The organism is Polymorphospora sp. NPDC051019 (assembly GCF_040683055.1).
In the GTDB taxonomy this organism is placed as follows: Bacteria; Actinomycetota; Actinomycetes; order Mycobacteriales; family Micromonosporaceae; genus Polymorphospora; species Polymorphospora lycopeni.
The window spans coordinates 17433-29897 of record NZ_JBFBCH010000028.1 but is presented as its reverse complement, the minus strand read 5'-3'; the positions used below and the strand labels follow the sequence as shown (position 1 = coordinate 29897).

Here is a 12465-nt window from a genome sequence, read left to right as displayed (position 1 = left end):
GCCGCCCCGGACGGACAACACACACCCGCACCGCACGACGATGCACACCGATGACAAACCCGGTTGCCGCCCCGGGTAATCGGGGTGTATTCGGGGGGCGGTTCAAAACTTCATAGAAGAAAGTCAAAGCCCTGACCAGCATTGCCGCTGGTCAGGGCTTTCTGTTTGTCGGGACGGCCGGATTCGAACCGACGACCCCTTGACCCCCAGTCAAGTGCGCTACCAAGCTGCGCCACGTCCCGTTGCTGTCGCATGGTCCCCCTTGCGGCAGCCGGTACAGCGTAGCGCAGACCTTTCGACGACGCGCATCCGTATCCCCCTCCCGCGCGCCACCCGCCCACCACACCCCCTAGGCCATCCTAGGAGGCTAGTACTCACGAAAGAGCCTGATCAGGGATCCTGACCAGACACACCGGAGACACGCCCGCCCTGGTCCCTGATCACGCGGATCAAGGGGCCAGGGCGGTGGGCAGAAGGCGAAAGAGCGTCAGCCGTGGGCTTTGCCTCGGCCGCCGGGGCCCAGGCGCTTGCGGGGGCGTACGGAGACCTCCACCGGACTGCCGGCGAAGCCGAACTCCTCGCGCAGCTTGCGCTCGACGAACCTCTGGTAGCCGGCGTCGAGCGGCCCGGTGGTGAACAACACGAACCGCGGCGGCGCCACCCCGGCCTGGGTCGCGAAGAGGATCCGCGGTGCCCGGCCGCCGCGCACCGGGTGCGGGGTCGCCTGCACCAGCGCGGTCAGCCACTGGTTGAGCTGCCCGGTCGGTACCCGGGTCTCCCAGCTCTCCAGGGCGGTACGCAGGGCGGGAGCGAGCTTCTCGACGGCCCGTCCGGTCTTGGCCGAGATGTTCACCCGGATCGCCCACGGGATCCGCTTCAGCTCCCGGTCGATCTCCTTGTCGAGGTAGTAGCGCCGGTCGGCGTCGACCAGGTCCCACTTGTTGAAGGCGATCACCAGGGCCCGGCCGGCCTCGATCACCATCGTCAGGATCCGCTGGTCCTGCTCGCTGATCGGTTCGGCGGCGTCGAGGAGTACGACGGCGACCTCGGCCGCCTCGATGGCGCCGGCGGTACGCAGGCTGGCGTAGTACTCGGTGCCGCTGGCCTGGCTCACCCGCTTGCGCAGCCCGGCGGTGTCGACGAACTGCCACGGCTGGCCGCCGATCTCGACCAGGCTGTCGACCGGGTCGACGGTGGTGCCGGCGACCGAGTCGACGACCGCCCGCTCCTCGCGGGACACCCGGTTGAGCAGGCTCGACTTGCCGACGTTCGGCCGGCCGACGAGGGCGACCCGGCGCGGGCCGCGTACGCCGGGCTCGCTGACCGGCGGTGCCTCCGGCATCGCCTTGATGATCGCGTCGAGCAGGTCGCCGGAGCCGCGGCCGTGCAGTGCCGACACCGGGTGTGGTTCGCCGAGCCCGAGGGACCACAGCGACGTCGCCTCGACCTCCAGGGCCGCGTTGTCGACCTTGTTGGCGACCAGCAGCACCGGCTTGGCGCTGCGGCGCAGCATCCGTACGGCGGCCTCGTCGACGTCGGTGGAGCCGACGACGGCGTCGACGACGAAGACGACGACGTCGGCGGTGCCGATCGCGATCTCGGCCTGCGCGGCGATCGCGGCGGCCCGGTCCTTGGCGTCGGGTTCCCAGCCGCCGGTGTCGACTACGGTGAACTGGCGGCCGATCCACTGGGCGTCGTACGGCACCCGGTCGCGGGTCACCCCGGGGGTGTCCTCGACGACCGCCTGCCGCCGTCCGATGATCCGGTTGACCAGGGTCGACTTGCCGACGTTCGGCCGTCCCACCACGGCGACGACCGGAACGGGACCGGTCGGCTCACCGGCGTCGGCCTCGGACTCCTCCTCCAGCTCTACCCACTCGTCCCACTCGTCCCGGTCGGTCACCTGAGCCCACCCATACCCTCGCTCGATTCTTCTGCGGCGGCACACACCACGAAACCGCTCACAGCGACACCTTGGTGGCCACGAGCTGCCGCAGGTAGGCGACGACCTCGTCGATGCCCATCTCGGTGGTGTCCAGTTCCACCGCGTCCACCGACTGCCGTAGCGGATCGGCGGCCCGGGTGGAGTCGAGCCGGTCCCGGCGGGCCAGGTCGGCGGCGGTGGCGTCGACGTCGGTGGCGTACTCGGCGCTGCGCCGCCGCGCGCGGGCGTCGGCGGACGCGGTCAGGTAGACCTTCAGCTCGGCGTCGGGAGCGACCACCGCGGCGATGTCCCGGCCCTCGACGACGATCCAGCCGGCCGCCGCGATGATCTCCCGTTGGCGGGCGACCATGAGCTTGCGGACGGCGGGTACGGCGGACACCGCGGAGACCGCGGCGGTGACCTCCGGGCCACGGATGTCGGTCTCGACCGGGGTGTCGTCGACGCGTACGCGCGCCACGTGCGGGTCGGTCCCGATGTCGAGGTCGAGTTCGGCGGCCACCTTCGCCACCGAGTCGGCGTCCTGCGGGTCGACGTCGCTGCGCAGCACCGCCCAGGTGACCGCCCGGTACATCGCGCCGGTGTCGAGGTAGCGGGCGCCGAGCGCGTCCGCCAGCCGGCGGGAGACGGTGGACTTACCCGAACCGGACGGCCCGTCCAGGGCGATCACACATCGCCCGGCCCGTACCTTTTCCGCCACCGTTCCTCCTAGCCGGTCTCGACATCCACGGACTCACCGGTTCCGACACCCACGGACTGCCCGTTTCCCTGGTCCATCATGCCCCGGTACGCCGAACGCACCGACGCCGGCCACCGGCAACCGGGGGCCGGGCCGGCGCCGCGGGCCGGCGGGAAGGCGTCGCCGCACGTCAGCGGGCACGACGGGGCCACGCCTGCGGGCGGGGTGGGCGGAGGTCAGTCGCCGACGGCCTTGAAGAGGGCGGCGACCTCGGCGTTGGTGAGCCGGCGGTTGCGGCCGGGCCGCAGGTCGCCGAGGCGGATCGGGCCGATCGAGGTGCGGATCAGCCGGGACACCGGGTGGCCGACCTCGTCCAGCAGCCGCCGCACGATGTGCTTGCGGCCCTCGTGCAGGGTCACCTCGACCTGGGCGGTGCGGCCGAGGCTGTCGACGACCCGGAACGCGTCGAGCCGCGCCGGCCCGTCCGACAGCTCCACGCCGGCCATGAGCCGCTTGCCGAGGTTCTTCGGCACCGGGCCGGCCACCTCGCACAGGTAGGTCTTCTGCACCCCGTACGACGGGTGCATGAGCTTGTTGGCCAGGGTGCCGTCGTTGGTGAGCAGCAGCAGGCCCTCGCTGTCGGCGTCGAGCCGCCCGACGTGGTAGACCCGCTCCTCGACCCGGTCGAGGAAGTCGGCCAGCGCGGTGCGGCCCTTCTCGTCGTCCATGGTCGAGACGACGCCGCGGGGCTTGTTCAGCGCCAGGTAGACCAGCCGGGTGTCGGTGATCAGACGTTCGCCGTCGACGCGGATCTCGGCGACCCTGGGGTCGGCCTTGTCGCCGAGTTGCGCGACCCGCCCGTCGACGGTGACCCGGCGGCGGAAGATCAGGTCTTCGCAGGCGCGGCGGGATCCCACCCCGGCGGCGGCGAGCACCTTCTGGAGGCGTTCGGGGCCGCGGGTCTCATCGCTGGGCATCGGCTATCTCTTCCACGTCGTCGGGCAGGAACGGGGCGAGCGGCGGCAGTTGGTCGACCGTGTCGAGTCCCAGTTTCTCCAGGAACAGCACGGTCGTCCGGTAGAGGAACGCCCCGGTTTCGGACTCGGTGCCGCATTCCTCGACGAGTCCGCGTGTCACCAGGGTACGGAGCACCCCGTCACAGTTGACACCCCGGATGGCGGAGATCCTCGACCGGGTCACCGGCTGCTTGTAGGCGACCACGGCGAGGGTCTCCAGCGCGGCCTGGGTGAGCCGGACGGACTGCCCGTCGAGGACGAACCGTTCGACGTAGGCGGCGTATTCCGGCCGGGTGTAGAGCCGCCAGCCGCCGGCGGCGCGGCGCAGTTCGAAGCCGTGCCCGGCGGTGGTGTAGTCGGCCGAGATACGTTCCAGGGTCGCGGTGACCCGGGCGGTCGGCTGCTCCAGCACCTGGGCGAGGACGACGTCGGCGACCGGCTGGTCGACGACCAGCAGGATCGCCTCCAGGGCGCCGCGCAGCTCGGCGTCGTCGGTCAGGGCCGGCAGTTCGGGTTCGGGTCGCCGGTCGCGCGCCGCGGTCCGGTTGCCCTTCCTTCCCGGTACGGGCACCGCCGGCTCCGGTCCGGCGGCCGGTTGCGCCGGCGGGCCGGAGCCGGCGGGCTCGCCGGAAGCTGGCGGGCCGGAGTCGTTGGGCTCCGCCGTCGCGGCGTCCCCGCCCGTGGGGTCGGTCGGCTCCGGTTCCCCGGCCGGTGGCGGGTCCTCGGCGGCGGGCCGGTCCCGCACGGCCGGCGGGGTGGGCTCGTCCGGTACGGCGGGCTCGTCCCGGACCGCCGGGGCGGCGGGTCCGGTCGCCTCGGTCGGTCCGGCCGGCGCGACCGGTCCGCTCGGCTCGGTCGACGGCTCGACCGGTTCGGCGGGCGTCGTCGCGGTGCCGGTGGTCGGGTCGGCGTCGACGTCGGTGACCGGGCGCGTCCCGGGGAGCGGTTCCGCGGGCTCGCCGGCGGGCGCCGCACCGTCCGGCTCGGCGCCGGAGACGTCGACCGAGACCGTCCCGACCGGAGCCCGGTCGTCCGGGCCGGAGTCGGCGAGAGCCCGGTCGTCCGGGCCGGAGTCGGCGAGAGCCCGGTCGGCTTGCTCGTCGGGCTTGTGGGGGGCGGCGGTCCGTTCCCACGGCGGCACCCACGCCGCCGCCTGTTCGGCCAGTGACTCCCGGCGCTCGTCGCCGTTCACCGTGCCTCCTCCCCGTCCCGCACACCGGCGCCGGCCGCCTCCGGGGCGCCGCCCGCGGTCGGGCCGTCCCCGGCGGCCGGGGTGCCGGCGTACTCGTCGATGTCCAGTTCGGCGTCGGCGTCCTGGCCGCCGTTCCACCGCACGGTCAGCTCCCCCAGCGCCTGCACCTGGGTGAAGTCGACCAGGCCCTCGCGGTAGAGCTCCAGCAGGGCCAGGAACCTCGCCACCACCTCCAGCGTCGACTCGCAGTCGGCGCAGAGCACGTCGAAGGTCGCGGTGCCGGCCCGTCGCAGCCGGTCGCGCAGGATCGCGGCGTGTTCGCGGACGCTGACCCGGACCTGGTGGATGTGCGCGATCGACACCACCGGCACCGGTTTCGGCGTCATCGCCTTGACGGCGAGTTTCAGCAGCCGCTGCGGGCCGACGCCGAGGACGAGTTCGGGCAGCGCCTGGGCGTACCGGTCCTCGAGGGTGACCGCCCGCGGGTAGCGGCGGGCGCCGACCGCCTCGAGTTCGGCGATGTGCGCGGCGGCCTCCTTGAACGCCTTGTACTGCAGCAGCCGGGCGAAGAGCAGGTCGCGCGCCTCGAGCAGGGCGAGGTCCTCCTCGTTCTCGACGTCGGCGGCGGGCAGCAGCCGGGCCGCCTTCAGGTCGAGGAGGGTCGCGGCGACCAGCAGGAACTCGCTGGCCTCGTCGAGGTCCCATTCGTCGCCCATCGCCCGGATGTAGGCGATGAACTCGTCGGTGACCCGGTGCAGGGCGACCTCGGTGACGTCGAGCTTGTGCTTGCCGATGAGTTGCAGCAGCAGGTCGAACGGGCCGGTGAAGTTCTCCAGCCGTACCGTGAACCCGGTGCCGGCCTCGTCGCCGCCCGGCCCGGCCGCCGGGTCGGTGCCCGGCGGTGCTGCGGGTACGGCGTCGGGGGCGGTCACCTGCTGACCGTAGTGCACTGTGATCGGGGCCTCCGCTGCGGTCAACGGGCGGACTGCTGCGCGATCACCTCGCGGGCCAGTTGCCGGTAGTTGCGCGCTCCGGACGAGGCCGGGTCGAGCGTGGTGATCGGGGCGCCGGCGACGGTCGACTCGGGGAACTTGACGGTCTTGGTGATGACGGTCTGGTAGACCTTGTCACCGAACGCCTCCACGACGCGTTGCAGCACCTGCCGGCAGTGGGTGGTGCGGCTGTCGTACATGGTGGCGAGGATGCCTTCGAGTTCGAGGTCGAAGTTGAGCCGTTCGCGGACCTTGTCGATGGTGTCCAGCAGCAGCGCGACCCCGCGCAGGCTGAAGAACTCGCATTCCAGCGGGATCAGCACGCCGTTGGCGACGGTGAGCGCGTTGATGGCGAGCAGGCCCAGCGAAGGCTGGCAGTCGATGAGGATGTAGTCGTATTCCTTGCGGATGGAGCGCAGCACCCGGGCCAGCGCCATCTCGCGGGCGACCTCGTTGACGAGCTGTATCTCCGCCGCCGACAGGTCGATGTTGGCCGGCAGCAGGTGCAGGCCGGCCACGTCGGTCTTGATCAGGACGTCCTCGGCGGTGACGTCGTCCTGCATCAGCAGGTTGTAGACCGACAGGTCGAGGTTGTGCGGGTTGACGCCGAGACCGACGGACAGCGCGCCCTGCGGGTCGAAGTCGACGAGCAGGACCTTGCGGCCGTATTCGGCCAGCGCGGCGCCCAGGTTGATCGTCGTCGTGGTCTTGCCGACGCCGCCCTTCTGGTTGGCCATCGCGATGATGCGGGCCGGACCGTGCCGGTCGGTGGGCATCGGTTCGGGGATGGGTTTGCGCATCGTGTAGGCGGCCGGGTCGGCGGGGCCGAGTTCGGCACCGAGGTCCAGGCCGGCCTGCTGTTCGCGGAGGCTGGAGGTCCACGCCTCGGCCCGGTCACCGTTGCCAGCCATTGAACGTCACGCCCCCTCCCGACGACCGCCGCGCGCCGGACCCGACCGGAGCCCTGGAACACCCCGCTGCCGTGGCCGCACCCCCCGGGTCCGGTGCCACCGTCGTTCCGGTGTCACCCGTGTACCGGTGGTGACCTTCACGGCGTGGCGAGCCTCCCGTTGCCACCGCCGGCGACGCTCGCGCCGCCTGCGACTGTACGCCACGTCCGGGGACCTCCGCCGGCACCGGGTCGGCGTGTCGACACTCCGGTGAAACGGGTCCGGCCCGTGGTCACCGGGCGGATCGGGCCGGTGGTCACCCGCGGGCGCGGGGGTGGGAAGTGGCGTACACCTCACGGAGCCGGTCGACGGTCACCAGGGTGTAGACCTGGGTGGTGGTCACCGAGGCGTGGCCGAGCAGTTCCTGCACGACCCGTACGTCGGCGCCGCCGTCGAGCAGGTGCGTGGCGTACGAGTGACGCAGGGTGTGCGGCGACACCGCCCGGGCCCCCTCGACGGGCAGACCGGCACGTTGCGCGGCCCGGCGCAGGATGGTCCAGGCGCTCTGCCGCGACAGCGGCCCGCCCCTGGCGTTGAGGAAGACCGCCGAAGTGCCCCGGCCGGCGGCGACCAGGCCGGGCCGGGCCCGGACCAGGTAGGCGTCGAGGGCGGCGACGGCGTAGCCGCCGATCGGCACCAGCCGGGTCCGGCCGCCCTTGCCGTGCAGGGTGGCGGTGCCGGCCGGCAGGTCGAGGTCGTCGACGGCGGCACCGACCGCCTCGGAGATCCGCGCGCCGGTGCCGTACAGGAACTCCAGCAGGGCCCGGTCGCGCAGGCCGAGCGGGGCGGCGTCGGCGGCGGTGCCGTCCGGGCCGGCGGCCTCCAGCAGGGCGACCACCTCGGTGACGTCGAGCGCCTTCGGCAGCCGGCGCGGCGGTGCCGGCGGGCGTACGTCGCGGCTGGCGTCGTGGCCGACGAGTCCCTCGCGTACGGCGAAGCGGTGCAGTCCGCGTACGGCGCTGGCGGCCCGGGCGGCGGAGGCGGCCGACAGCGGCGGGTGGTCGGTGTCGCCCTCGCGCAGCCGGGCGACGTGCGCGGCGACCTGGGCCGGCCCGATCGCGGCGAGGTCGTCGACGCCATCGGCCGCCAGCGTGTCGAGGTAGCGGTCCAGGTCCCGCCGGTACGAGGTGAGGGTGTTCGCCGACAGGCCGCGCTCGACGGTCAGGTGGTCGAGGTAGGTGCGGACCGCACGCCGCAGGGCCGGTGCCGGGACTGGCCGGTCACCGGCCTTCGCGGCCGTGGTCGACGCCGTCAGGCGAGCACCTCCGCGAGCGGCAGGGTGGTCATGCCGTGGGCCTCGGCGACCGGGCCGTAGGTGACCTGGCCGTCGTGGGTGTTCAGGCCCAGGGCGAGGGCGGGGTCGCGGCGCAACGCGTCGCGCCAGCCGCGGTTGGCCAGTTCCAGCGCGTACGGCAGGGTGACGTTGGTCAGCGCGTACGTGCTGGTGTGCGGGACGGCGCCGGGCATGTTGGCCACGCAGTAGAACAGCGAGTCGTGGACCTTGTAGACCGGGTCGGCGTGGGTGGTGGGGCGGGAGTCCTCGAAGCAGCCGCCCTGGTCGATGGAGATGTCGACCAGTACGCTGCCGGGCTTCATCCGGGACACCAGCTCGTTGGAGATCAGGGTCGGGGCCTTGGCGCCGGGCACCAGGACCGCGCCGATGACCAGGTCGGCGTCGATGACGGCCCGCTCGATCTCGTACGCGTTGGAGGCGACGGTCTGCAGGTGGCCGCGGTAGTCGGCGTCGGCGTCGCGCAGCCGGGCGATGTTCTTGTCCAGCAGCAGCACCTCGGCCTGCATGCCGAGCGCGATGGCGGCGGCGTTCATGCCGGAGACACCGGCGCCGATGACGACGACCTTGGCCGCGTAGACGCCGGGGACGCCGCCCATGAGCACGCCGCGCCCGCCGCCGGAGCGCATCAGGTGGTACGCCCCGACCTGGGGGGCGAGGCGGCCGGCGACCTCGGACATCGGGGCGAGCAGCGGCAGCGACCGGTCGGGCAGTTCGACGGTCTCGTACGCGATCCCGGTGACCTTCCGGTCGATCAGGGCGTCGGTGCACTCCTTGGAGGCGGCCAGGTGCAGGTAGGTGAACAGCACCTGGCCGGGGCGCATCCGGTGGTGCTCCTCGGTGATCGGTTCCTTGACCTTCAGGACCAGGTCGGCGGTCTGCCACACCTCGTCGGCGCTGGGCGCGATGGTCGCGCCGGCGGCGGCGAACTCGTCGTCGGTGATCGACGAGCCGAGGCCGGCGCCGGTCTCGACGTAGACCTGGTGGCCGTTGCGGGTGAACTCGTGGACCCCCGCGGGGGTGATCGCCACACGGTACTCGTGATTCTTGATCTCGCGCGGGATTCCGACCTTCACAACGCACACCCCTCAATCCGTGCGGCGGACGCGCCTCGTTGCCCGTCTGCGCCGAACCTGACCGCGGCAGTCTAGAACCGATAACCTGCACCGGTCGGGCATCAGGCTGGTATCCAACCGCCCCGTCGCCTGACATCTTGTTACCCCGGCCGGGGTGCCGCCACCCGGGCGGCGGGCAACCCGTCGGCAAGCCCTTCGCGGCAGCTCACGGGCATTCGCGTCGGCCATCCGACATGAACCGTACTGGGATCTTCTTAACAATTCAGGAAACGTGCCGCATTTCCACACTGACACGGAGAGGCTAGATCACTATGCTCCCGCCTCATGACTAACCCTCAATACCCGGGTCAGTACCCCGGCGCGGCCGGCGGCTACTCGGACAAAAGCAAGCTGGTGGCCGGCTTGCTCGGCATCTTCCTCGGCGGCTTCGGCGTCGGGCGGTTCTACATCGGCGACACCAAGACCGGCGTACTCCAGCTCGTCGTCACCCTCATCACCTGCGGTCTCGGCTCGCTCTGGGGCCTCATCGACGGCATCCTCATCCTTGTCAACGGCGGCACCGACGCGCAGGGACGCCCCCTGCGGGACTGACGCGAAACGCCCCCGGGGGTGACGGACCGACCCGTCGACCCCCGGGGGCGCGAAACCCCCGGCGCGGCTACCGCTCGCCGGCGCCGGCCGTGGGCAACGGCGCGTCGGCCGGCCGCAGCGGCGCCCACCCGGCGTCGCGGGCCCGCGCGGCGGCCAGCAGACCACCCACCGCCGCCGCGTTCGTCACCGCGCCGGTGAAGACCATCGCCACCGCCTCATCGAGGTCCACCCGCGCCACCCGCATCGTGGCCTCCTCGCCGTGCCGCTCGTGCCGCTCCCCGTCGGGAACCGGTGTCAGGTCCCGGGCCAGGAAGACCCGGATCATCTCGTTCGAACAGCCCGGCGAGGTGTGCAGGTCGGCGAGCACGTCGATCCGGCCGGCCCGCAGGTCGGCCTCCTCCGCCAGCTCGCGCAGCGCCGCCTCGGGCAGCCCCTCCCCCCGCACGTCGATCAGGCCCGCCGGCAGCTCCCACAGCCGCTGCCGCACCGGATGCCGGTACTGCTCGACCAGCACCACCCTGCCGTCGGCGTCGAGCGCGACCACACCGACCGCGCCGACGTGCCGTACGTAGTCACGGGCCGCGACCCCGCCGCCGGGCATCGTCACCTCGTCGGTGACGACCGAGAACACCGGCCCGTCGAACCGCTCGACGCTGGACCGGACCTCGAAGACGTGCCCGCCGTCCGGCGTGCTCACCTGCCGGCCTTCGCCGGCTTCGCGGCGCCGTTGCGGCCGGCGAACTCCACCGACCCGTCCGCGGCGACGCCGGTGTGCGGGTCGACCGCGCCCGGCACCGCCGGCGGCTCCGGTGCCTCGGCGCCGGGCCGGGCCTCCTGCGGGCCGCCGAGGTCGACCGGCAACTGGTCGGCCGAGGCGTACCTGACGACCGCGCCGACGAACGCCGCGAACAGCGGGTGCGGCCGGGTCGGCCGGCTCTTCAGCTCCGGATGCGCCTGGGTGGCGACGAAGAACGGGTGCAGGTCGCGGTCGAGTTCGACGAACTCCACCAGCCGGCCGTCCGGGGACGTGCCGGAGATCCGCAGCCCGGCCTCGGTCAACGCGTCCCGGTAGGCGTTGTTGACCTCGTAGCGGTGCCGGTGCCGCTCGCTGACCTTCGTGGTGCCGTACGCCTGCGCGACGATCGACCCCTCGGCCAGCTTCGCGTCGTACGCCCCCAGCCGCATCGTGCCGCCGAGGTCGCCCTTGCCGGCGACGATGTCGGTCTGGTCGGCCATCGTCGAGATCACCGGGTGGGTGGCCTGGTCGTCGAACTCCAGCGAGTTCGCCCCGTCGAGGCCGGCCGCGTGGCGGGCCACCTCGATCGCCATGCACTGCAGGCCGAGGCACAGCCCGAGGATCGGCACCCGGTTCTCCCGCGCGAAGCGGGCCGCGCCGACCTTGCCCTCGATGCCGCGTACGCCGAAGCCGCCGGGGATCACGATCCCGTCGACGCCGGACAGCGCGGCCGCCGCCCCGGCCGGGTCGACGCAGTCGTCGCTGGGCACCCACCGCAGCTGCACCCGCGCCCGGTGGTGGAACCCGGCCGCCCGGATCGCCTCGCTGACCGACAGGTAGGCGTCGGGCAGGTCGACGTACTTGCCGACCAGCGCCACCGTCACCGTGTGGTGCGGGTGGTGCACCCGGTCGAGCAGGTCGTCCCAGCCGCTCCAGGCCACGTCCCGGAACGACAGCCCGAGCCGGCGTACGACGTAGGCGTCGAGGCCCTCACGGTGCAGCACCTTCGGGATGTCGTAGATGCTGGGCGCGTCGGGCGCGGCGATGACCGCCTCCCGGTCGACGTCGCAGTACAGCGACAGCTTGTGCTTGAGCTTGTCCGGGATCTCCCGGTCCGACCGGCACACGATCGCGTCCGGCTGGATACCGATGTTGCGCAGCTGGGCGACCGAGTGCTGGGTCGGCTTGGTCTTCAGCTCCCCGGACGGCGCCAGGTAGGGCACCAGCGAGACATGCAGGTAGAAGCAGTTGTCCCGGCCGAGGTCGTGGCGGACCTGCCGGATCGCCTCCAGGAACGGCAGCGACTCGATGTCGCCGACCGTGCCGCCGACCTCGGTGATCACCACATCGGGTGTTCGGCCGTCCTCGTCCGGGTCGCCCATCGCGAGGATGCGGGCCTTGATCTCGTTGGTGATGTGCGGGATCACCTGGACGGTGTCGCCGAGGTACTCGCCGCGCCGCTCCTTGGCGATCACCGCCGAGTAGATCTGGCCGGTGGTCACGTTCGCCTTGCCGGACAGGTCCCGGTCGAGGAACCGCTCGTAGTGCCCGACGTCGAGGTCGGTCTCGGCCCCGTCGTCGGTGACGAAGACCTCACCGTGCTGGAACGGGTTCATCGTCCCCGGGTCGACGTTCAGATAGGGGTCGAGCTTCTGCATCACGACCCGCAGCCCACGGGCGGTGAGCAGGTTACCGAGGCTGGAGGCGGTCAGGCCCTTTCCGAGCGAGGAGGCAACGCCCCCGGTGACGAAGATGTGCCTGGTCGTCCGTGCTGAAGGGGCCAACGCCTGCTCCCGTGGTCGTCTGTTGCAGTAGTGCAGACCAGCGGATCAGGAATGTGATCACGCCATCCACGGGATTCCACCCTAACACCTCGGGCCGGGCCCCCGACGCCCGCCTCGCGGCAGGTCAGGGCCGTCGCTCACGGTGATCCGACCGGAACGTCCCTGGTCGGGGCGTCGGGCCGGGGCCCGTCCGGCCCGCCGTCGGCGGTCTCCGCC

9 protein-coding genes, 1 tRNA gene and 2 pseudogenes are annotated in these 12465 nt (G+C 72.4%); 1 reads left to right on the top strand and 11 read right to left on the bottom strand.

Going from position 1 to position 12465, the window contains the following annotated elements:
• Nucleotides 1-168: 168 nt before the first annotated feature.
• From AB0M79_RS32320 to ald, 9 genes and pseudogenes are all read right to left on the bottom strand, one after another.
• Nucleotides 169-242, bottom strand: a tRNA-Pro gene (locus AB0M79_RS32320).
• A gap of 245 nt (nt 243-487) precedes the next feature.
• Nucleotides 488-1903: a ribosome biogenesis GTPase Der gene (der, locus tag AB0M79_RS32315; RefSeq protein ID WP_364221236.1), complete on the bottom strand. Its 1416-nt coding sequence runs from the start codon at nt 1901-1903 to the stop codon at nt 488-490.
• A 58-nt stretch (nt 1904-1961) separates the two neighbouring features.
• Complete coding sequence (gene cmk / locus AB0M79_RS32310) at nt 1962-2642, bottom strand: (d)CMP kinase (RefSeq protein ID WP_364221233.1); 681 nt, start codon at nt 2640-2642, stop codon at nt 1962-1964.
• A 215-nt stretch (nt 2643-2857) separates the two neighbouring features.
• Entirely contained in the window at nt 2858-3598 is a 741-nt protein-coding gene (locus AB0M79_RS32305; RefSeq protein ID WP_364221230.1) for a pseudouridine synthase, read from the bottom strand.
• Nucleotides 3585-4310, bottom strand: a pseudogene (gene scpB / locus AB0M79_RS32300) (SMC-Scp complex subunit ScpB); the annotation flags it as partial. The pseudogene scpB and the gene AB0M79_RS32305, both read right to left, overlap by 14 nt.
• 515 nt (nt 4311-4825) lie before the next feature.
• A complete protein-coding gene (locus AB0M79_RS32295) occupies nt 4826-5761 on the bottom strand; it encodes a segregation/condensation protein A (RefSeq protein ID WP_364221227.1) in 936 nt (311 codons plus the stop codon).
• A 41-nt stretch (nt 5762-5802) separates the two neighbouring features.
• Complete coding sequence (locus AB0M79_RS32290) at nt 5803-6732, bottom strand: AAA family ATPase (RefSeq protein WP_364221224.1); 930 nt, start codon at nt 6730-6732, stop codon at nt 5803-5805.
• A 295-nt stretch (nt 6733-7027) separates the two neighbouring features.
• Nucleotides 7028-8026 (bottom strand): site-specific tyrosine recombinase XerD, encoded by a 999-nt coding sequence (locus AB0M79_RS32285; RefSeq protein WP_364221367.1) that lies wholly within the window; start codon nt 8024-8026, stop codon nt 7028-7030.
• Nucleotides 8023-9138, bottom strand: coding sequence for an alanine dehydrogenase (gene ald / locus AB0M79_RS32280; RefSeq protein ID WP_364221221.1), 1116 nt, complete (start codon nt 9136-9138; stop codon nt 8023-8025). Before ald ends, AB0M79_RS32285 begins: the two co-directional genes overlap by 4 nt.
• Before the next feature lie 324 nt (nt 9139-9462).
• Between ald and AB0M79_RS32275 the strand changes: the two genes are divergently transcribed.
• The gene (locus AB0M79_RS32275) at nt 9463-9729 is read left to right on the top strand and encodes a TM2 domain-containing protein (protein WP_212817211.1); all 267 of its coding nucleotides are present in this window, start codon (nt 9463-9465) and stop codon (nt 9727-9729) included.
• A 67-nt stretch (nt 9730-9796) separates the two neighbouring features.
• On the opposite strand, the gene AB0M79_RS32270 is transcribed toward AB0M79_RS32275, so the two are convergent.
• On the bottom strand, nt 9797-10426 hold the full coding sequence (locus AB0M79_RS32270) for an NUDIX hydrolase (RefSeq protein WP_364221218.1): 630 nt from the start codon (nt 10424-10426) through the stop codon (nt 9797-9799).
• A 149-nt stretch (nt 10427-10575) separates the two neighbouring features.
• Nucleotides 10576-12249 (bottom strand): annotated as a pseudogene (locus tag AB0M79_RS32265) (CTP synthase); the annotation flags it as partial.
• Nucleotides 12250-12465 lie beyond the last annotated feature (216 nt).

Bases quoted from the DNA above. Each gene is read 5' to 3' on its own strand.
- AB0M79_RS32305 (WP_364221230.1), bottom strand. From the start codon at position 3,598: ATGCCCAGCGATGAGACCCGCGGCCCCGAACGCCTCCAGAAGGTGCTC.
- AB0M79_RS32275 (WP_212817211.1), top strand. From the start codon at position 9,463: ATGACTAACCCTCAATACCCGGGTCAGTACCCCGGCGCGGCCGGCGGC.
- AB0M79_RS32290 (WP_364221224.1), bottom strand. From the start codon at position 6,732: ATGGCTGGCAACGGTGACCGGGCCGAGGCGTGGACCTCCAGCCTCCGC.